This window comes from Providencia sp. CIM-Carb-044 (assembly GCF_033901115.1).
GTDB classification, from domain to species: Bacteria; Pseudomonadota; Gammaproteobacteria; order Enterobacterales; family Enterobacteriaceae; genus Providencia; species Providencia hangzhouensis.
In genome coordinates, this window is record NZ_JAXADV010000010.1 from 141213 (window position 1) to 160134 (window position 18922).

Sequence of the window (18922 nt, forward strand, 5' to 3'; positions counted from 1 at the left end):
AGCTGCAATTTGAATTATTTAGAGTATGCCTAAGTGCGTATTCTAAATGATGTCAACCGCAGCGTTGTTGGCAGCACTTCCGCTACTCTTTGAACTATTTCGAGTCTGTTTTTAACTTATGTTATTCAGTAACCCGGAGCATATGCCCCGGGAGAGTGTTGGTTAAGCGACGATTGGGAAGAAATAACCGAACAACATAGCACCTAAAATGGCGCCACCGGCAACGGGTTTTTGCCATACATAGAAAATCAATGCGCCAATTAAAGAGCCAATTCCGATTGGAATGGATGCGGCCATCGCAGCTAAAATAATTAATGGACCTAAGAAACGGCCAGAGGTATTACCCGCACCCATCATGACGTCAGCACCAAAGGTTGAGTTAGCCTGAGCAATCGTGAATTTACGTGCAAATACAATCAGTAAGCCGATTAATACGCCAAGGAATAAGCCAGTTAGTAACGACATCCAGAAGTTAGTGACTAAAAAATCCCAACCAGCGGCTAAAAATAAGGCGGGAACACCGAGGCCAATACCGGTTTGCAGTGCACCACCGATATCTAAAATACCGACCAATGAACCTTCGATGATCCTAGCAAATAAGAAACTTGCACCAAATGCTGCGACTGCGCCATAAACCCCGGTATCTAACCCTGCACGTAACATGGCGACGAAAGCCACTTCGTTAAATGCCCCAAAACCGTAGACGACATACATGTGGGTACCTGCGAAGATCCCTGCGGAAAGCAACCCAACAAAAATCGGGAAGGACCATTCTGCGTACCAAAAATCTTGTTTGTTAATTTCTGTTGTCATGATTATTTCCCGCTCAGCAGACCGTGGACGTATTCAAGCCACAATGGTTTATCTAGGTTGAAAGAGGTGATCATCTTTAGGTCGAATTCACGGAAGAAGCCGCTGAGAACGAACAGGAGAACCACTGTTATCATCATTGTACGAGTGATACGGTTCCAGCCGTTGTCATCAACGCCTTTACCAATCAAGATACCTAAAACTAAACCAGGGATAGCATTCCCCATGATTAGCTGAGCACAACCACCAAATAATGTTGCCCAGAAACCTGAACGACGCCCTGCATCCATGGCGGCTAACCAGAAGATGACTGGCATCACGGTATTAACTAACAAGTTTGCGGCAGGCACTAGTACGTTAATGGCTGTCGTTTGTAGTGCAGCAGGAACTGCGGAAGCGGTTGTGTTTAAGAAGGCGACAACTAATGCCCCAATGATGGCACAAGCGATAGCCATTTTTTTCGGGTTATGCAGTGTGTCAGCGACACTACGGTTTTTGGTTAATAGTGCAGCCGCGCCCCAGTTTGGGATGATGCGGTGATCAACATCTTGTGTAAATGCCCCAGCAGCAACTGACGATGCCCATGCGTTAAAGAAGAACCCTAAGCCGAAAGAAAAATGAGACGCTGGGTCGCCTTCACAAGCGTTCAGCTCACCCAATGTACGGAATGCCCCCATACCTTGTACGGTTGGTGCGTGGAACATACGCGCAGCCCCTGCGCCTAAGCCAAAGCCGCAGAGCCCACCGATGATCAGGGACATGCCCAATATTTCTAAAAAAGATGCAGTTTCACTCATGGAATTAACTCCAGACCTGATTGCTATTATTGTTCTGTAAATGGTATTTCGTTGACAGAAAGTAAAGTGACATCCAGCGAAACGTCGAGTACAACACGAAAATGTTCACGTTTGCGTGGCAAAAAGAGAAAAAGAAATTTTTCTGTCCGCGAATGAGAGTGAGCACTAATCACTTCAACATCCTTTGGTTCTATCCGTAGGATGATATCTGTGCTGTTCTTCAGTACGGTTTTTTGAATTGAATTTAAGGCGTCAGCTATTGCTTTTTGCTTAGTGTCGCCTTGCCCTGTAACCCGTACAACCGTTTCGATAGATTTTTTCATTAAGCGTTGCCGTATTTTTTATTGAATGCTTTTACCAAGCGCTCGCCTAATTCTTCCTTGTCCATAAAACCGAAACCTAATACATTGCAACCGTCTGCAATCGCGGTTTCTCCCTCTTCAATAGAGCGCATCCCATAGCGAGCTTTATAGCCATATTTAGTTTGAGCGGTAATTGCGCCAGCGCCACCACTACCACAAAATGAGATGCCTAAATCGGCTTGTTCTGCGTTCATGACATCACCGAGTTTCATATCAGCAGCGACCCCCGGAACAACAACCGCTTTACCACCCGCAGCTTCAACACCGGCAGCTACTTTTTGGCCTTTACCTAAACGGTCACCGATAACAACAACTATCTGTTTCATAAAATATTCTCCAAATCCTACCAAATTAGTAATTAATCATTTGAACGTGCGACTTCAAAGTGAACAGAGAGTAAATAAGTCTCTTCAGGTGCTAATCCAGGAAGTGTGTCAACAACCCGCTGTGCGAGCACTATCGAATGTTCAGAAATTTCATCGAATAAGCTGATATCGACTTCTGGTAAGGCTTCACCCGTTTTTGCTCTACCGACCATGGCACGTAAATGAGACTCCAACATCTGTTGTTGTACATCTGTGGTGTAGCAGTCCTCCTGCTTGAGCCAGTCAGTAATCACTGCTAGCAGTTTTTGTGTCACCTCATCAATATCAAGGTTATGTTCTAACATTTTAAAAACGACAACTGATTCACTCATAACTATTTAAAATCCAAAGTAATATTGCAAGTTAGACTACTCTGTTCCTTCATGCTTAATACCTTAGTCTGTTCTTGTTCATTTTTGCAGGCAGGAAATTTCCACTTATAAGTGGAAATTGTTTGGAAATTAATAAATGTATTTTTGGTGTGTTTTTTGCTCTATTTGGAAATTAAGTGGAAAAATTGACGTCGGTCAACTATCTAAATAAGATGTAAATAACAATGCTTTGAATAAAATGTGTTATTTATCAATTGACTATTTTTTTAATTAAAAAATGGAAACAAAAAAAGGAACTGGAAAGGGAAGTGGAAGCTATAAATGGAAATGATGTTGCGTGGGTTGTACTCGCTTCCATTTAGTCAATTTGGCCGTAAAATAGACAGTTTAGGATAGGAAAATATTTATAAGAGTTGTGGTTAGGATCACGTAAAAGTCAGCAACTTCCACTTTTCCACTACAAAGTGGAAATTGCTATCAAGTTAGAGGATACGCGCTAAGCTATCTTTAGCTATTACTTGGAACTCATTGAAATTTTTGACACTCACTAAGCGACGTGTTGTCTTTTCTTTTACAAAGGTAACGAAAAGGTCATAAATAGCCATTGCTTCTTCATAGTCTGTTTTACTGATAGCTAATAAGAAAATGACATAAGCATTTTCTTTGGTTTCCTTATTCCACTCAATGCCTTTCGGGGCGACAACGGTTGCAACCACTGTTTTATTGGCAAGTAGACCTAAAGAGTGAGGCAATGCGATACCTTCCCCGAGCAAGGTGGAAACAATTGATTCACGCTCTTGTAGTGAAGGGTAGAAATCAGGTGTGACGTAGCCTTCTTGCTGCAATTTATTGCAAACCATTTGAAAGAGCTCTTCTTGGCTAATTTTTTCATTAATTACCATGAAGAACCGTTCATCAAAAAAGCGCTCGATGATATAAGGGCGAGTTTGGTCAACCATGGCGAGGCGGCCAACTTGCTCTAGCTGATAGGGTGTTGGGAACGGTGCAATTTTAATAACAGGCTTATTTTTCTCTGAAATTCGTACAGTGGTAATCACGAAATCTTCAGAGACTTCATCCAAGGATTCATACTCTTGTAACGTTAACCCTCGGCTAAATTTGAGCTGTGGAAATTCACGCATGATTTTAGATTCAACCACGCGAAACGTGGAGTTCCCTGCATCAGTAACTACCAGTACTTCTGTTTGGCGAATGGAGCCAGCGCCATAGTTACGTTCGAGGCTGACTCCAATATGAACCGCAAGGTAACCTAGTTCATCTTCACTGATTGGGTGGGGGAGTAATTGCTTACTTGCACTGGTTAACGCGCTCAGTGTGACATCATAGGCGAACGGGTAATATTGTTTGATATCAGATAATAGCGGGTTTGGTGTGGAAATATGATACTGCAAACGGGTGATCAGCGATGCAAGATGAGTATTGAGATCTTTTTTGAGTTTTTCATCGCTCCGTAAGTCATAATTATATAACTCATTAATATAATTTAAAATATATTCACACAGCTCATTATGAGTACCACTTTTTTGCGTGCTAGAGTCTTGGTTACTAATGCGTTGGGCAACAATTTGGTCATGTAAATAGCTAAGTTCTGCCCCTGAAAGGTCATTGCCAAGAAAGTAGATTAAACCTTTGGATATTTCATCACAGGCTTTGCGGATCACTTCTTCACTGTCATCATTTTTGACGGAGGTGGTGAGTTCATGACCACGAGTGATACGCAAAATAGTCACCGCACAATTAAAAACTAGGTATAAATGCCCTTCGTTGCTAATCCGAATATCAAAGCGATTCATACTGTTATGTAAAACTTTATCGATATATGTCAGGTCTAAATTATCAAGGCAATCAGGGCGGAAAGTGGTTAAATCAGGGGTTATCTGTGCGGAATAGCGGCGCCATAAAGTTTCGGTCATACAAGCTCGAACTGCCCACTCGCTACCGTTCAAACGAATGCCTTGATGAGGGATACTTTCTAATGCAATTTGGTATTTATGAAGCTGTTCTCTCACCGCGCCCATATCTTGCTGTAAAGTGCCACGGCTGATAAACCACTCTTCAGCGATATCATCAAGTTTTACGGGGAGTGATAACATCAAGAGTTTTAATAGCAGGGCATCAATGCGCTCTTTGCTAGTGCGAGGAATCTGATTGTCTTCATCACTTTGTTGAGTAAAGGTAGCAAATAGGGCTTCGTCTTCAATTTTTAGTCGGTAACCGCGACCTCGCTCATATACAATATGAGCACTATATGGCTGTATCAATTCATTGATTTCATTGATATCAGAACGAATAGTTCGAGTAGAAACGGAGAAATTTTTGGCTAACTCGTCTTGAGGCACTACCTCATTGAGAATTTGAGCAAAAATTTGATTATGTCGCTGTTGAGTGAATAGAGCCACGGAAACACCTTTAAAATCAAAACGAAAAAGCATTTGAGCAAGAAAATGACTTGTTTTTTGCTCGCTAATGGCAGGACTCTAACACAAGCATGTCAATATGTAGGATATGTAAATCATAAAATTTGCGAATCCGTTCGCAAAATTCACTCTGCTATAGCAGGAAAAGGGCTAGCTTTGCTCTCCAAGATCGATTAATAGCCCTCTAAACGGTTTATTTGCACTAATGATGACTTGATTGTCGTCTTGGATAAAAGCCCCATCATTGCAATTCATTTCTAACTGCTCGCCTTTTGGTGTACGCAATGTCGCTCCACCATGTATAGACTGAAGGAATGAGTTTTTTCCTTTTAGCGTGATCGCTGTTGACTCATTAGTTGCCAAATGAATTTGGGTGATCCAAATTTGTTGACGTAACTGAATGCTTTGACTTTCCCCGTCAGGAGATGCGATAAGTTTGTTCTCATTTTCACTAATGGCTATTTTTTGCAAAGGCAAAGATTCTTGCTGTGGGCAAGCATTTAGCCAGAGCTGTAAACGTGTCAACGGTGTTTTTGGGCACACATTTTGTTCGCTGTAGCTTAGGTCTGGGCGCGGTGAAAAACGCACACACTCACCTTCATCTGCTTGGATGGTGTTACCTAGGCTATCTCGATATTCTGCATGCCCTTTTAGGATGATATTTAAGATATCGACATGTGGATAGGTTCTTGGCTGTAGTGCATTTTGTGGTGCGATAACTTCTTGGTTCAGCACTCTGAGAGTTTTAAAACCCATAAAGTCTGGGTCAAAATAATGGCCGAATGAAAAGGAATAACGCGCTTGTAGCCAACCATAATCAGCTTTTCCGCAATGGTTAGCGGGTCTTAATGTCATCATAATGGTTAACCCTCATTGAAAATAAATAAGTTAATAATCTATTGTTATAATAAATAGCTGGACGTTGAATTGTTAGCCAGTTAATCTGTTTCCTTTGTTCAAATTTCCTGAAAGAGAAACTTCATGAGTAAAGAGAGAGCATTAACGCTTGAGTCATTAAGGGTTATGGATGCAATCGACCGCCGTGGTAGTTTTGCTGCAGCCGCTGAAGAGTTGGGGCGAGTCCCATCTGCGCTGAGTTATACCATGCAAAAATTAGAAGAAGAGCTCGATGTCATTTTATTTGACCGTTCAGGGCATAGAACTAAGTTTACCAATGTCGGTAGGATGCTACTTGATAGAGGAAGGATCCTACTTGAAGCCGCTGATAAGCTAACATCTGATGCGGAAGCGCTTGCAAAAGGATGGGAAACGCATTTAACCATCGTGTGTGAGGCTTTAGTTCCTGTTCATTCACTTTTTCCGCTGGTGGAACGATTGGCGGAAAAATCAGAAACACAGTTATCGTTAATTACTGAAGTATTGGCGGGAGCATGGGAACGTCTTGAAAGCGGTAAAGCGGATATAGTCATTGCTCCTGATATGCATTTTCGATCCTCTTCAGAAATTAACTCTAAATCGTTATATACCGTTAATCATATTTATGTAGCGAGCCCGGATCATCCCATTCACCAAGAACCTGAGCCGTTATCTGATGCGACTCGAGTGAAATACCGTGGAATTGCAGTGGCTGATACCGCTCGTGAGCGGCCTGTGATCACGGTGCAGTTGTTGGATAAACAACAACGATTGACGGTGTCAACGATTGAGGATAAACACAGAGCCTTGTTGGCCGGCCTTGGTGTTGCGACGATGCCGTACCCAATGGTTGAACAAGATATTCGCGAAGGGCGTTTAAAGGTGGTTGGCGCAGAGTTTAGCCATGAGACGAATATTATTATGGCGTGGCGGCGGGATAGTATGGGGGAGGCTAAGTCGTGGTGTCTCCGAGAAATCCCCAAATTATTTAGAGTGTAAACTCGTTATATTTTGAGCCGTAGGGGTGTTGGCTTCATTGAGTCACCCGAGTCACATACTTATGTATGCTCACGGGATGACTCAATTTGCCGCCTACCTACAACTCAAACTATTTAGAGTTTACGAGTAAGGTTTGCTGGTAGCGATTCAAAAGAGTAAAACTATCTCAGTCATAGCTCAGTTGTAGCACGAATTATTTAGAAGTTAACCGTGGCTGAAAAGATAAAACCGCTCGACTAATTTGTCGCCTACCTACAACTTAAACTATTTAGAGTTTACGAGTAGGGTTTGCTGGTAGCGATTCAAAAGATTTAAATAAAAAAATACCTCCCAAGGGAGGTATAAGTTGGACAAACAAATAAAGTCAATAAGGTAATAAGGGTGATAATGAAATCGGAATTACCATTTTTTATTTAATAAATGGTCAATACTAAATTTCCCTGGGCCGGTTACTGCTAATAGTAAGAAACCGCCTGCGATAGTAAAGTTCTTCATAAACATTAAACTATTTGGTGCAACGCTAAAGTCGATATGGAACAGTAGTGCCGTTAATACGGTAAAGCCTGCAGTAAATAGGGCTACAGTTCGTGTTAAGAAACCAAATAGAATGGCTAAACCGCCACCAAGTTCTAATAAAATGGTTAAAGGTAATAAAAAGCCTGGAACACCCATTGCTTGCATGTATTGTTGTGTTCCTGCGTATGCATCTCCCAGTTTTCCATACCCAGCAACAATGAACAGAATTGGCATCATAATACGAGCTAACAATACCGCACCATTTTCTAAATTTTTCATTAAGATTCTCCAGACTAATAAGCCATTAAATATAAAGTATTTGCGATATGTGTCGCTTTGTAATGTTGTTTTCAGCACAAATAGGTAAGAAAACATTTGATGGGCTTATAATAGTCATTTGCTTATTCAATAAAAAGCAAAGCTTATTAACAAAGATAGTCAAAAAAATTGAATGGTGATGTAGGGGAGCTAGCTAAAGTGAAGAGGCTTAATTTAGCATATTGATTTTAATTGGAATTACTTCTTTCCTGCATTGATCGTACTTTGAATTGTCCTTGCTATACCCCACATTGTGAAGGCTTTTTTCCCTAATTGAAGTATGCGTTTGGGTTTTTTCAGTGAATAAATCGAAAGCAGGCCTGTAGCCGCAATAAATAAAGGACGGAAGGTAACGAAGGTTTTCCATGTACGGTCATAAGGAGCGGTCACTCGTAGCCAATCTTCAGAACTTGCAGCAAGGTCGCTCCGTTGCTGCTCAATTCTGTTGAGTAACCGTTGTTTTTTTGCGGCAAGTAATTGGCGTTTATTTCTGGTCATTATCTTTACCTGCTAATGCATTCGCGTCTTGGCTTAATTGCTCCCGTGTGGAGCTCAATAAGGTAGACTGCTTTGCTTTTTTAAGAGCCCAAATAGCAAAGGTAATGGCGAGTAGGACTAAGCACCCTGTTGTTATAGCAAGTGCTTGATAACGATAAACAGGGTCAACAGACCAAAAAATAAGACCAATTAAACACATTAGGCCAAAAGCAGTAAAAAGAAGCGCTAGTCCAACTAACAATAACAACTGGATAAAATTAACTTTCTCTTCTTCGAGCTCAACGGCAATGAGTTGAAGGCGAGTTTCAACAATATTAACGGTAATACTGGCAATGCGTTGCAGTATTTCAAGGACCCCTTTACCGGGGCCCTGACGTTGTTGATTTTGTTCCATAAGCAATTAACGTTTCGCGAGAAGTACGCCAAGAACCACACCAACAGCAGCACCGATACCGATACCAGTCCATGGGTTTTCTTTGACATAGTTGTCTGCACGGCCCGCAATTTCTTTAGTTTGCTCAGTGATCCTTTCGGTGGTTTGACCTAGTTTAGCGCGAGATGAGTAAAGTACATCTTTCGCTTTGGATTTCAAGCTTTCAATCTCTTCTTTCGACTTCTCGCCTGTATCATTCAATACGGCTTCAAGAGAATCTGCTAACGCTTTTAGTTCTGCGCGTAGGTCTTCTGATGAATGATTTGATGACATATAGAACCTCCTATCAATAGAAAAGAAACTTCACTGTATTAACAATAACTGTTTTTGCATTAAGTGCAATGAGTTATTCAATAATAAATTAGGGGTTAAGAAAAAATGTAAAAAACAGTATTTATAGAAATGCCATAAATATCAGTTAGTTAATTTAATTGCGGGGAGTGGGGATACTAAGACGTAAAATTAAGTAAAAATGAAAATGCGAGAACTGAGAGTTCCCGCATGGAGAATTAATTCGCTTTTTTATTTGAGAATTTTTTCTTAACGACAACAGCAATGCTACCAATTAAGCCAAGGATCAGTAGCCCTACAGGGATCAACATCAAAATGTTCATAATATGATGTTCATATTGTAGGAAAATCGGGCTTTTACCAAAGCCATAACCAATTGCAGTCAAAATTAACACCCACAGTAGGCCACTTAACCAATTGAATACTTGGAAACGACCGTTTTGCAAGCCAGCTAGCCCTGCTATTGTTGGAAGTAGTGTTCTGACAAAAGCTAAAAAACGACCAATTAACAAGGCAGCGAGGCCATGACGGTGGAACAAGCCATAAGCGCGTTGGTGGTAGTGTTCAGGTAAGTGCTCAAGCCAGCCTTTAACTATTCGTGTGTTCCCCAGCCATCGCCCTTGTATATAACCAACCCAACAGCCTAAACTGGCGCCAGCGGTTAAAATTACAATAGTGAGCGGATAACTTAATGTGCCCTTAGCGATGAGAACACCAACTAAAATCAATAAGCTATCGCCAGGTAAAAACGCTGCAGGCAATACCCCGTTTTCAAGAAACAAGATAGCGAACAGCATGAAGTAAATCGACCACACTAACGATGGGTTAGATAGGGTGACATAATCTTGGTGCCAAAGGGCGAAAAAAAGTTCTTTAACTAATTCCATTAATGTTTCCTAAACGGCAATAACAGCAACAAACTTGTTGTTGGGCAGGGAGAAATGGATTAAGTGAATGCCAAAGTGAAAGTAGTGTTTCCTCAGGCTGTTAGTGTAAAGCACGCTCACTTTAACAAAACAGAAAATAACTAAACAGTAAATTTTAAGCTTATTTTTAGAATTCATTTAAGTTTTGGCCGATTTTTACGATTTATTGCGCGGCATGGAACGATGTAAAGTGCTTAAAAATGGCGATTAACCCGCTTTTTACCGAGAGTATGCGAAATATACTTGTTAATTTATCTTTTAATGTAAAAAAATAACGATAAAACAATAAAGGCTAATTATTGCATTTTAAGACTATTTACCGTATCTTATCGCCATAGCAAAGGGGAGTAACTTCTTCTTGTCGGTTTATCGTCATTACGGTGTACACATTACACCCGGTAGCCGAGCACCACAGTTCCCTATTTTTAGGTTATTTGTGTTGTAAGTGAGACCTTGCCAGAAGGCGGGGTTTGCTCATAATTTACAACCAAAAGAAATAGCTTGTGGTTAACGAATTTTAAGCGGCTGATGTCTTCTGGATATCAGCCGTTTTTTGTTTTTTAAGGGAAAGGAAAATGCACTCAGTTGGTAACCCGATTTTATGGGGTAGTTTTGCCGTTATTATTTTACTTATGTTACTCATTGATTTGTTCTGGCAAGGGAAACACAAAGGCCAAGCAATGTCGATGAAACAAGCTGCGGCTTGGAGTATCGTGTGGGTAACGCTTTCGCTTCTCTTTGCAGCGGGTTTTTGGTGGTATCTTAATGAGAACGTAGGGCGTGAGTTTGCTGATAGCCAAACCATGGCGTTCTTAACGGGTTATTTATTAGAAAAAGCATTAGCTGTTGATAACGTATTCGTTTGGTTGATGTTATTTAGTTATTTTGCCATTCCTGCAACTTTACAGCGTCGTGTGTTGGTTTATGGAGTATTAGGCGCTATCGTACTTCGTACGATTATGATTTTTGCAGGTAGTTGGTTAGTCACACAATTTAGCTGGATTTTGTATGTATTTGGCTTGTTCTTGCTATTTACTGGTTTGAAAATGGCTTTTGCCAAAGAAGATGACTCGCCAATAACGGATAAACCGCTAGTAAAATGGGTTCGTTCTCATTTACGTATGACGGATGAATTACATGGTGAAAAATTCTTTATTAAACGTAATGGCGTCCTATTTGCGACCCCACTTATTTTAGTGCTGATTTTAGTTGAAATTAGTGACGTGATATTTGCGGTGGACAGTATACCCGCTATTTTTGCGGTGACGACTGACCCATTCATTGTTTTAACATCGAATTTATTTGCAATTTTAGGCCTACGTGCCATGTATTTCTTGTTGTCAGGGGTTGCTGAAAAGTTCTCAATGCTAAAATACGGTTTAGCGGTAATTTTAAGCTTTATCGGTATAAAAATGCTATTGATTGATATTTTCCATATCCCAACACCGATTTCGTTGGGTGTGATTGCGTCAATTTTAGTCGTGACGTTAATCATTAGTGCAATTGTTAATAAACGCAACGAAGCAAAAAGTTAATTTATCTTTTTTATTTTTAAATCCTCTGCTGTAAAAAGCAGGGGATTTTTTTTAACCCCCTGAAAACGCTCAACCATTTTGTTTATCCCATTCTACTATAAGAAACAAAACTCTATTGAGATCACAGTTATGTAAAATGTTTGTTAAACAAAGTCAATCATTGTGTATATTTTGAATAATTGCCTTTTCAGGCGACTATTATTCCTTATACTTGCTGTGCAAACACATTTAATTCCTAATAAAGATAAATAATATAGGTCTATTATGGATACAAATAAAACAGGGTTATGGCGAGTTATTAGCCAAGGTAGTCTAGTCAAACAGATACTGGTTGGCTTGATAGCGGGTATTTTGCTTGCATGGTTATGGCCATCTGCTGCAAAAAATGTCGGGTTGTTAGGGGATTTATTCGTTAGTGCGTTAAAAGCTGTTGCTCCTGTACTGGTTTGGGTGTTAGTCATGTCATCCATTGCTAACCACCGCCAAGGGCAAAAAACCAATATCAAACCTATACTGGTGTTGTATATTTTAGGAACATTTTTTGCCGCGGTTGTCGCCGTTATTGGTTCTTTCCTGTTCCCGTCAAATTTAGTCTTAGCGGTAGGTGATACACAGCTAAATCCACCGGGTAATATTGCTGAAGTGTTAAAAGGCTTGCTAATCAATATATTTGCGAACCCTATCGACGCACTGATTAAGGGCAATTATATTGGTATTTTAGCGTGGGCGGTCGGGCTGGGTATTGCACTGCGCCATGCAAATGAAACCACAAAAACTTTAGTTCATGACTTTTCTAATGCAGTAACACAACTGGTACGGGTTGTGATCCGTTTAGCGCCTTTAGGGATTTTTGGCTTGGTTGCTTCCACTATCGCAACGACAGGCTTTGCAACCTTAAAAGGCTATATTCACGTTCTCGCAGTATTGATTGGCTGTATGCTGATTGTTGCTTTCATTGTTAACCCATTGATTGTTTACTGGAAAATGAAACGTAACCCATACCCATTAGTTCTCGCTTGCTTACGTGAAAGCGGGGTAACAGCATTCTTTACACGTAGTTCAGCAGCAAATATCCCTGTGAATATGGGGATGTGTCGTCGCATGAATCTACATGAAGATACTTACTCTGTTTCTATCCCATTAGGTGCAACCATTAATATGGCTGGTGCAGCGGTAACGATTACAGTACTGACGTTAGCCGCCGTACATACTCTAGGTATTCCAGTTGATATCCCAACGGCACTGTTATTAAGTGTGGTTGCTGCGGTGTGTGCATGTGGCGCATCAGGCGTTGCCGGCGGTTCACTATTACTGATCCCATTAGCTTGTAACATGTTCGGTATTTCAAATGAAATTGCGATGCAAGTGGTCGCGGTTGGTGTGATGATTGGCGTATTACAGGATTCAGCAGAAACGGCGCTTAACTCTTCAACTGACGTGTTATTTACTGCAGCGGTGTGCTTAGCGGAAGATGAGAAACTGGCTAACGCTGAAGCGCGGCTATCTCATCGTGATTAATTGTTAATTAAATATATTTTGAAAGGGCAGAGACAGCGAAAGTGAACTCTGCCCTTATTTTAGTGGGTTATTGAGTTAAAACTCATTACGTAAGCGGCGATAACCTTCGACTAACTGCACATTAGTTGCGGCAACTTCTTCTGAAAATTGCAAAGAGGCGCGGTCAACTTGCTTAAACTGAGATAAATCACTGTGGGCATTTACATGTACGCAGGATGGAATATATAAAGCAGGGGGTAGCGTTAAACCATCAACAACAGCGTTATAGCGAACAACACAGTTTTCCCCAATTTTGCAATTAAATAGAACGCTATTAAAACCAATAAATACTCGTGTAGCAATATTACAAGGGCCATGGACAATGGCACGATGTGCTATTGAAGTATGTGAGCCAATTTGTACTCCAGCCCCACTTTTAGAATGGATAACAACACCATCTTGAATATTTGAATGTGGGCCTATTACTATCGGTGACATATCCCCCTCTTCATTGAGCTCATCAGCTCGGATGACTGCATATGGGCCGATATACACGTAATCTTCAACAATGACTTTGCCACAAATAATTGCGGTAGGGTCGATATAGGCTTTTTCTGAAATAACAGGGGAGTGTCCTGATGGATTTTTACGCAGCATGAGTACTCCGTTTCCAGTGCGTGTGAACAACTGCATTATGTGCATGTAAACTTTCTTGATGCTCTATATTAATGTTCACTTCGTCATAGTGACATTGATGACGAAAAGCCATGACTAGTTTTCTCGCTGCATCTTCACAAAACATCAGGTTTTGGGCATTTGCGATAGCGAAAGCTTGTTCATCATTACGTTTAACAACAGTTTGTACAGGTGTTGAAAGCACGTTTTCAATTTGATTAATTAATTCAATGATGGGAAATATTTTATGACTAGCTTTCAACGCTATGGTTACCCATGCCCAGCTGCGTTGGCTATGTGGTGTAGCGGGTAACCCATTTTTAGCTAGCCAGTTGAAAACTTGAGGGGGATATAATGGTTGTGTCTCGTCCTCAAATTCAATAGCAAATTGTTGTTGAATCACTTGGGTACTGAGTGCCGTGGCACTAGGACATGTCGATGAATAAGGAACCCCAACTTTTAAACAGATAATAAATGATTTGTTGAAATTTGCATTTATTTCAAATGGATATGCTTTCCATCCATGCTGGTGAGAAACTAAAGAAGGGCGAGATAATAAAATATCGCCATAAAGTCGAAGAGATGACTTCGATGATACATGGCTATGGGATATTAAAATCTGCTCTAGAGCCTGTTGAATCAAATTGGGGGTTAGTTCATGCTGTGTGAGTCCATCTAAGGTTTGATACAGCCGGGACATGTGTATTCCTTTCTGTCCTTGTAAATCAGTACCGACATCAACAAGTGCGTTGATTGGACGACCCGCTATCTCAATAGGTAAAGCAATCCCTGTCATACCGACCCAGTCTAGCTTGATATTGCTATAAATATCATTTTCATTTTGCGCATCCGGTAAAGATGAACAACGTAATTCAGTTGATACTGTCATAACCCCTCAGCCATTCTTAATTTACAAATAGTGGTTATGTTATAACATAGCAATTGTTTAGGGTGAAGAAAAAGAGGTATAAATATCAGTTAGGTTAAGGAGTGCAGTTCCCCCTCAGATAAAAGGCTCACCTTAGGGGGATATGAAGAGGCTAAATCTGATATGCGGTTTTCATCCCTTGCTCAATTGCTCGGCGGGCATCCAGTTCTGCAGCAACATCCGCACCGCCAATCACATGGGCATTGATCCCGTGTTCTGCTAGTTGTGTTTTTAATGGGCGGTAAGGCTCTTGCCCAGCACACAAAATGACATTATCAACAGGCAGGCACTGTGTTTTATCTTGATAGCGAATATGGAGCCCTTCGTCATCAACTCGCATGTATTCCACGCCATTTAGCATTTGAACACCGCGTTTCATTAGTGATAAACGATGTACCCAACCGGTTGTTTTACCGAGGCCTGCTCCCACTTTACTATTTTTCCGCTGTAATAAATACAATTGACGAGCTGATGCCATAGGGACTTTTTGTGGGGGGAATACACCACCTTTAGAATGAATTGTGGTATCAATATTCCACTCTTTATTAAAGAGTGAATTATCTAAACTGCTGCTTTTCCCTTCTTGGGTTAGCAATTCAGCAACATCAAAGCCAATCCCTCCAGCGCCAATAATAGCGACACTTTTTCCAACAGAGCGTTGTTTGGTGATGACATCGATATAGGAAATGACTTTATGGTGCTCAACCCCTTCGAGCTGGATTTTTCGTGGGATGACACCCGTTGCAATAATGACTTCATCAAACCCCGATAAACAGTCAACATCGGCTTGTTGTTCAAGGCGTACATCAACATTCAATAATTGTAATTGGCGGCAAAAGTAACGGATGGTTTCATGGAATTCTTCTTTGCCAGGTATCTGTTTAGCGAGGTTAAATTGACCACCTATATGGTTAGATTTTTCAAACAAAGTGACACGATGCCCACGCTTTGCCGCGTAAATTGCACAAGATAACCCAGCGGGCCCAGCACCAACAATCGCAACGGATTTACTCAGTGCGGCTTTTTCGTTGGGATAATCCATTTCCCTAACAGCTTGTGGGTTAACTAAACAACTGGCCAGTTTTCCACTAAAAATCAGGTCGAGACAGGCTTGGTTGCAACCAATGCAAGTGTTAATTTCATCTGCTCGATTTTCTGCGGCTTTACGAACAAACGCTTCATCAGCTAGAAATGGCCGAGCCATTGAAACCATATCCGCTTGGTGATTGGCAATAATATGTTCTGCAACAAAAGGGTCATTGATGCGGTTAGTGGTTATCAGTGGAATATTCACTTTCCCCATTAATTTTTGCGTAACCCAACTAAATGCACTGCGAGGAACTTGCGTTGCTATCGTCGGTACTCGAGCTTCGTGCCAACCAATACCGGTGTTGATCATACTCGCACCCGCGTTTTCAATTTGTTTGGCAAGTAATTCAATCTCTTCCCACGTTGAGCCATCTTCAACTAAATCCAGCATGGAAAGCCGGTAAATAATAATAAAGTTAGCGCCAACGGCTTCCCGTATTCGCCGTACGATTTTAATGGGAAAACGAATTCGGTTTGTGTAACTTCCACCCCATTCATCGGTTCTATGGTTGGTACGTTTGGTGATAAATTGGTTAATTAAATAACCTTCGGATCCCATAATTTCGACACCATCATAGCCAGCTTGTTGAGCTAGCTTGGCTGTTGTCACGAAGTCATCAATCGTTTTTTCAACTTCATCAGTTGAGAGTTCTCGGGGGGCGAATGGAATAATCTCTGCTTGAATAGGACTTGGTGCAACTAATTTAGGATGCAGGCCATAACGCCCTGCATGTAAGATTTGTAAGGCGATTTTACCGTCAGCTTGGTGGACGGCATCCGTGATTTGTTGATGAAATGAAAGCTGGCTTTTATCATTTAATACCGCGCCATGAGCGGTAAGTGCTCCTTCTGGATTGGGGGCGATCCCACCGGTAATGATCAGACTGACACCATTTTCAGCGCGTAGGCGATAAAAATGCGCTAGCCGCTCGCTGCCTTGCGGGTGCTCTTCAAGCCCAGTATGCATTGAACCCATCAAAATACGGTTTTTTAGGACGGTATGGCCTAAATCAAGTGGGGTAAAAAGGTGTGGAAAATTGCTCATTATTATACTCCCATTCGGGATTTCATTAACAGGTCAGATGAGTTAACTGTAGCGTAATGAAGCTGCAATTTGGTAAAGATGTTAAAATTTTGTGATTTTTATCATATGTTTTCGGTTAAATAGCTGAGTGTCATAAAAAAATAGGTGTTTTTTTATTTTTATGTCATAAACAGAGATTAAAAAAAGAGACACACAGCATAAAGAACGATATAGGGGAAACCATGATGAAAGAGATTTGCCAAGCTATTACTTTAGAAGGTGAATACGTTCGCCTTGAACCTCTATCCCACCAATATGATGTCGAATTGGCAGATATCATTCGACGAGATGGGTTGAATAATTTGTGGTATGCCTTAGTTCCTGAGCCTGAGCATTTCTCTCAAGATGTGGAAAAGCGCCTGGAAAATTTCCAGAAAAAGGAATGCTTACCTTTTGTGGTGATCGATAAACGAAGCGGTAAACCAGTTGGTATTACTTCTTACAATCGTGTGGACCATACAGTAAGGCGGGTTGAAATCGGAGCCACTTGGTATGGAATAGAAGTACAACGCACCGCATTAAATACAGAAGCTAAATATTTGCTCTTAAAGCATGCTTTTGAGGAATTAAATTGCGTTGCAGTGGAGTTTCGTACACATTTTTTAAATAGCCAAAGTCGTCGAGCCATTGAACGGTTAGGGGCTAAGCTCGATGGTATCTTGCGTAATCATATGAAAACTAAAACGGGTGAACTGCGTGATAGCTGTGTATATAGCATTATCGAGTCAGAGTGGCCGTCAGTAAAACACCACTTAGAATGGCAGATGGTGAAACCGCGCTAAGGTTAGCTGTAGGTAAGTCGCCCACCGAAAGGTGGGCGATGATGCCAACATCAAGCTTTAACGTTTCGAGGGTTTTATCTGCTTTATGTAGCGCTTGTACTTTTACTTCTGTTGGCCTCGTTCCTGTGATTTCGCCTATATTTTTGCCAATAACCGCTTTATTGATTTCAAAAGCCGCCACAACTTCAGCACCATGTTCTTGCAAGTAACGGATCAAAAATTACTTATTTTTCCAAAACCATATTGAACTGCATGTACTTTTTTCATCATTTTTGTTCTATATGAGAATTATCTATAAACTATGCAGTAAAACAGTAATGTAAAAATATTGTTTTACATCAAGTGCTTGAATGAGTAATTTTTAATAAATTTAGTTGCCATTATGATGTTGTTTTTATTATTAATTTGATATTGGTAAAAGTTAAATATAGATAAGGTGTGAGAAACTGATTTAAATAAAAAATAGTAGGGCTCATTAAAATTGCAGAAAACGACTTTCAAATGATAGCAATTGCTTATGCTATCGCATTGAATTATAAGAGGAGTGATTGAGTTGAACACAATTTCAGCATACGGTTTCGAAACACTAGACCTAAGCTAAAACTACACGTATAATCCTCTCCACTTTGGCCCCTTAGCTCAGTTGGTTAGAGCAGTCGACTCATAATCGATTGGTCACTGGTTCAAGTCCAGTAGGGGCCACCAAATTTATCAAGGAGTTAGATGTTAATCATCTAACTCCTTTTTGTTTTTACCTCATTATCGTGAGTGTTTAACTCATAATCTAACTGGCTGTGAGTCTTCGGTTTTAACATTTTAAAAATCAATTTCAACACTTATCGTTAGGAAAACAGTGAAATTGTTTTTGCCGTTCAACGTGTTCTTCCTTTATCCATCCTACTTTATCCGCAATGGCAAAGAATAAAGAGTGTATAACGTAAATGGCGACAAAAATTCTGAAAAAATGGAAAACGGACATAAAAAATGTTTTTTATATATTAATTCGATAAGGCACCAAGTGTTGGAATAAAATATATTTTAAATATGCACTTAAAGAATATTACACTGCACGACCAAGGTGGTTAATCCCTGTGGAATTAAATGTTAATCTAAGAGTGTGTTTTTATTTTTATTAATCAATGAGTTGTTTCATTTTTTCTGTATGAAACATTTGGTTACATAGTTTATTTCTATGTACATTAGAACTTACTGGGTTTACCGCAGTTTGGTCTATTTTTTGCTCGATGATTGTTTTGTTATGATTCGTTTTTGGTGTTTTTCTGGAATTATATATCGATATTTCAACCCGTTTACGCTAAGTCACTTATCCTAGAGAGATACAAACTGGCCCTCCGGTTTACAGTCCATTCA

20 protein-coding genes and 1 tRNA gene are annotated in these 18922 nt (G+C 40.5%); 5 read left to right on the forward strand and 16 right to left on the reverse strand.

What is annotated here, in order from left to right:
- Positions 1 to 162: 162 nt before the first annotated feature.
- From SJ312_RS17815 to SJ312_RS17845, 7 genes are all read right to left on the reverse strand, one after another.
- Entirely contained in the window at positions 163 to 813 is a 651-nt protein-coding gene (locus SJ312_RS17815; RefSeq protein WP_004258187.1) for a DUF4310 family protein, read from the reverse strand.
- Between the two features lie 2 nt (positions 814 to 815).
- Positions 816 to 1607, reverse strand: a complete 792-nt coding sequence (locus tag SJ312_RS17820; RefSeq protein WP_004258184.1) for a DUF4311 domain-containing protein — start codon at positions 1605 to 1607, stop codon at positions 816 to 818.
- 26 nt (positions 1608 to 1633) lie between these two features.
- Positions 1634 to 1930: a DUF4312 family protein gene (locus SJ312_RS17825; protein WP_004258180.1), complete on the reverse strand. Its 297-nt coding sequence runs from the start codon at positions 1928 to 1930 to the stop codon at positions 1634 to 1636.
- Positions 1930 to 2295 carry an SFCGS family glycine-rich protein gene (locus tag SJ312_RS17830; RefSeq protein ID WP_004258177.1) on the reverse strand — a complete coding sequence of 122 codons (366 nt, stop codon included), beginning with the start codon at positions 2293 to 2295 and terminating at the stop codon, positions 1930 to 1932. Before SJ312_RS17830 ends, SJ312_RS17825 begins: the two co-directional genes overlap by 1 nt.
- Before the next feature lie 32 nt (positions 2296 to 2327).
- Positions 2328 to 2666, reverse strand: a complete 339-nt coding sequence (locus SJ312_RS17835) for a transcriptional antiterminator (RefSeq protein WP_004258172.1) — start codon at positions 2664 to 2666, stop codon at positions 2328 to 2330.
- Positions 2667 to 3148: 482 nt separating this feature from the next.
- Positions 3149 to 5119, reverse strand: a complete 1971-nt coding sequence (locus SJ312_RS17840; RefSeq protein WP_004258168.1) for a BglG family transcription antiterminator — start codon at positions 5117 to 5119, stop codon at positions 3149 to 3151.
- A gap of 135 nt (positions 5120 to 5254) precedes the next feature.
- Positions 5255 to 5962, reverse strand: coding sequence for a pirin family protein (locus tag SJ312_RS17845; protein ID WP_004258163.1), 708 nt, complete (start codon positions 5960 to 5962; stop codon positions 5255 to 5257).
- Positions 5963 to 6085: 123 nt separating this feature from the next.
- Between SJ312_RS17845 and SJ312_RS17850 the strand changes: the two genes are divergently transcribed.
- On the forward strand, positions 6086 to 6979 hold the full coding sequence (locus SJ312_RS17850) for a LysR family transcriptional regulator (protein ID WP_004258161.1): 894 nt from the start codon (positions 6086 to 6088) through the stop codon (positions 6977 to 6979).
- Between the two features lie 399 nt (positions 6980 to 7378).
- Here the strand turns inward: SJ312_RS17850 and SJ312_RS17855 are convergent, their stop codons facing one another.
- From SJ312_RS17855 to SJ312_RS17875, 5 genes are all read right to left on the reverse strand, one after another.
- Positions 7379 to 7774, reverse strand: a complete 396-nt coding sequence (locus SJ312_RS17855) for a DoxX family protein (RefSeq protein WP_004258158.1) — start codon at positions 7772 to 7774, stop codon at positions 7379 to 7381.
- Positions 7775 to 8011: 237 nt separating this feature from the next.
- A complete protein-coding gene (locus tag SJ312_RS17860; protein WP_004258151.1) occupies positions 8012 to 8311 on the reverse strand; it encodes a YqjK-like family protein in 300 nt (99 codons plus the stop codon).
- Positions 8298 to 8705, reverse strand: coding sequence for a phage holin family protein (locus SJ312_RS17865; protein WP_004258148.1), 408 nt, complete (start codon positions 8703 to 8705; stop codon positions 8298 to 8300). The genes SJ312_RS17860 and SJ312_RS17865 overlap by 14 nt, the downstream gene beginning before the upstream one ends.
- A gap of 6 nt (positions 8706 to 8711) precedes the next feature.
- Complete coding sequence (locus SJ312_RS17870) at positions 8712 to 9017, reverse strand: DUF883 family protein (RefSeq protein ID WP_004258145.1); 306 nt, start codon at positions 9015 to 9017, stop codon at positions 8712 to 8714.
- 236 nt (positions 9018 to 9253) lie between these two features.
- Complete coding sequence (locus SJ312_RS17875) at positions 9254 to 9922, reverse strand: DedA family protein (RefSeq protein WP_004258110.1); 669 nt, start codon at positions 9920 to 9922, stop codon at positions 9254 to 9256.
- Positions 9923 to 10536: 614 nt separating this feature from the next.
- On the opposite strand from SJ312_RS17875, the gene SJ312_RS17880 reads away from it, so the two are divergent.
- A complete protein-coding gene (locus SJ312_RS17880) occupies positions 10537 to 11496 on the forward strand; it encodes a TerC family protein (RefSeq protein WP_319868157.1) in 960 nt (319 codons plus the stop codon).
- 264 nt (positions 11497 to 11760) lie between these two features.
- Positions 11761 to 13014, forward strand: a complete 1254-nt coding sequence (gene sstT, locus SJ312_RS17885; RefSeq protein WP_181489394.1) for a serine/threonine transporter SstT — start codon at positions 11761 to 11763, stop codon at positions 13012 to 13014.
- Positions 13015 to 13089: 75 nt separating this feature from the next.
- Here the strand turns inward: sstT and SJ312_RS17890 are convergent, their stop codons facing one another.
- The 3 genes from SJ312_RS17890 to SJ312_RS17900 form a co-directional block, all read right to left on the reverse strand.
- Positions 13090 to 13650 (reverse strand): carbonate dehydratase, encoded by a 561-nt coding sequence (locus SJ312_RS17890; RefSeq protein WP_004258097.1) that lies wholly within the window; start codon positions 13648 to 13650, stop codon positions 13090 to 13092.
- Positions 13640 to 14557 (reverse strand): GTP cyclohydrolase FolE2, encoded by a 918-nt coding sequence (folE2, locus tag SJ312_RS17895; RefSeq protein WP_319868158.1) that lies wholly within the window; start codon positions 14555 to 14557, stop codon positions 13640 to 13642. Before folE2 ends, SJ312_RS17890 begins: the two co-directional genes overlap by 11 nt.
- A 151-nt stretch (positions 14558 to 14708) precedes the next feature.
- On the reverse strand, positions 14709 to 16730 hold the full coding sequence (locus tag SJ312_RS17900) for an NADPH-dependent 2,4-dienoyl-CoA reductase (protein WP_110591222.1): 2022 nt from the start codon (positions 16728 to 16730) through the stop codon (positions 14709 to 14711).
- A gap of 224 nt (positions 16731 to 16954) precedes the next feature.
- On the opposite strand from SJ312_RS17900, the gene SJ312_RS17905 reads away from it, so the two are divergent.
- Entirely contained in the window at positions 16955 to 17551 is a 597-nt protein-coding gene (locus tag SJ312_RS17905) for a GNAT family protein (RefSeq protein ID WP_319868159.1), read from the forward strand.
- On the opposite strand, the gene SJ312_RS17910 is transcribed toward SJ312_RS17905, so the two are convergent.
- The gene (locus SJ312_RS17910) at positions 17487 to 17768 is read right to left on the reverse strand and encodes a hypothetical protein (RefSeq protein WP_036958019.1); all 282 of its coding nucleotides are present in this window, start codon (positions 17766 to 17768) and stop codon (positions 17487 to 17489) included. The genes SJ312_RS17905 and SJ312_RS17910 overlap by 65 nt on opposite strands.
- A gap of 411 nt (positions 17769 to 18179) precedes the next feature.
- Between SJ312_RS17910 and SJ312_RS17915 the strand changes: the two genes are divergently transcribed.
- A tRNA-Ile gene (locus SJ312_RS17915) sits at positions 18180 to 18256 on the forward strand.
- Positions 18257 to 18922 lie beyond the last annotated feature (666 nt).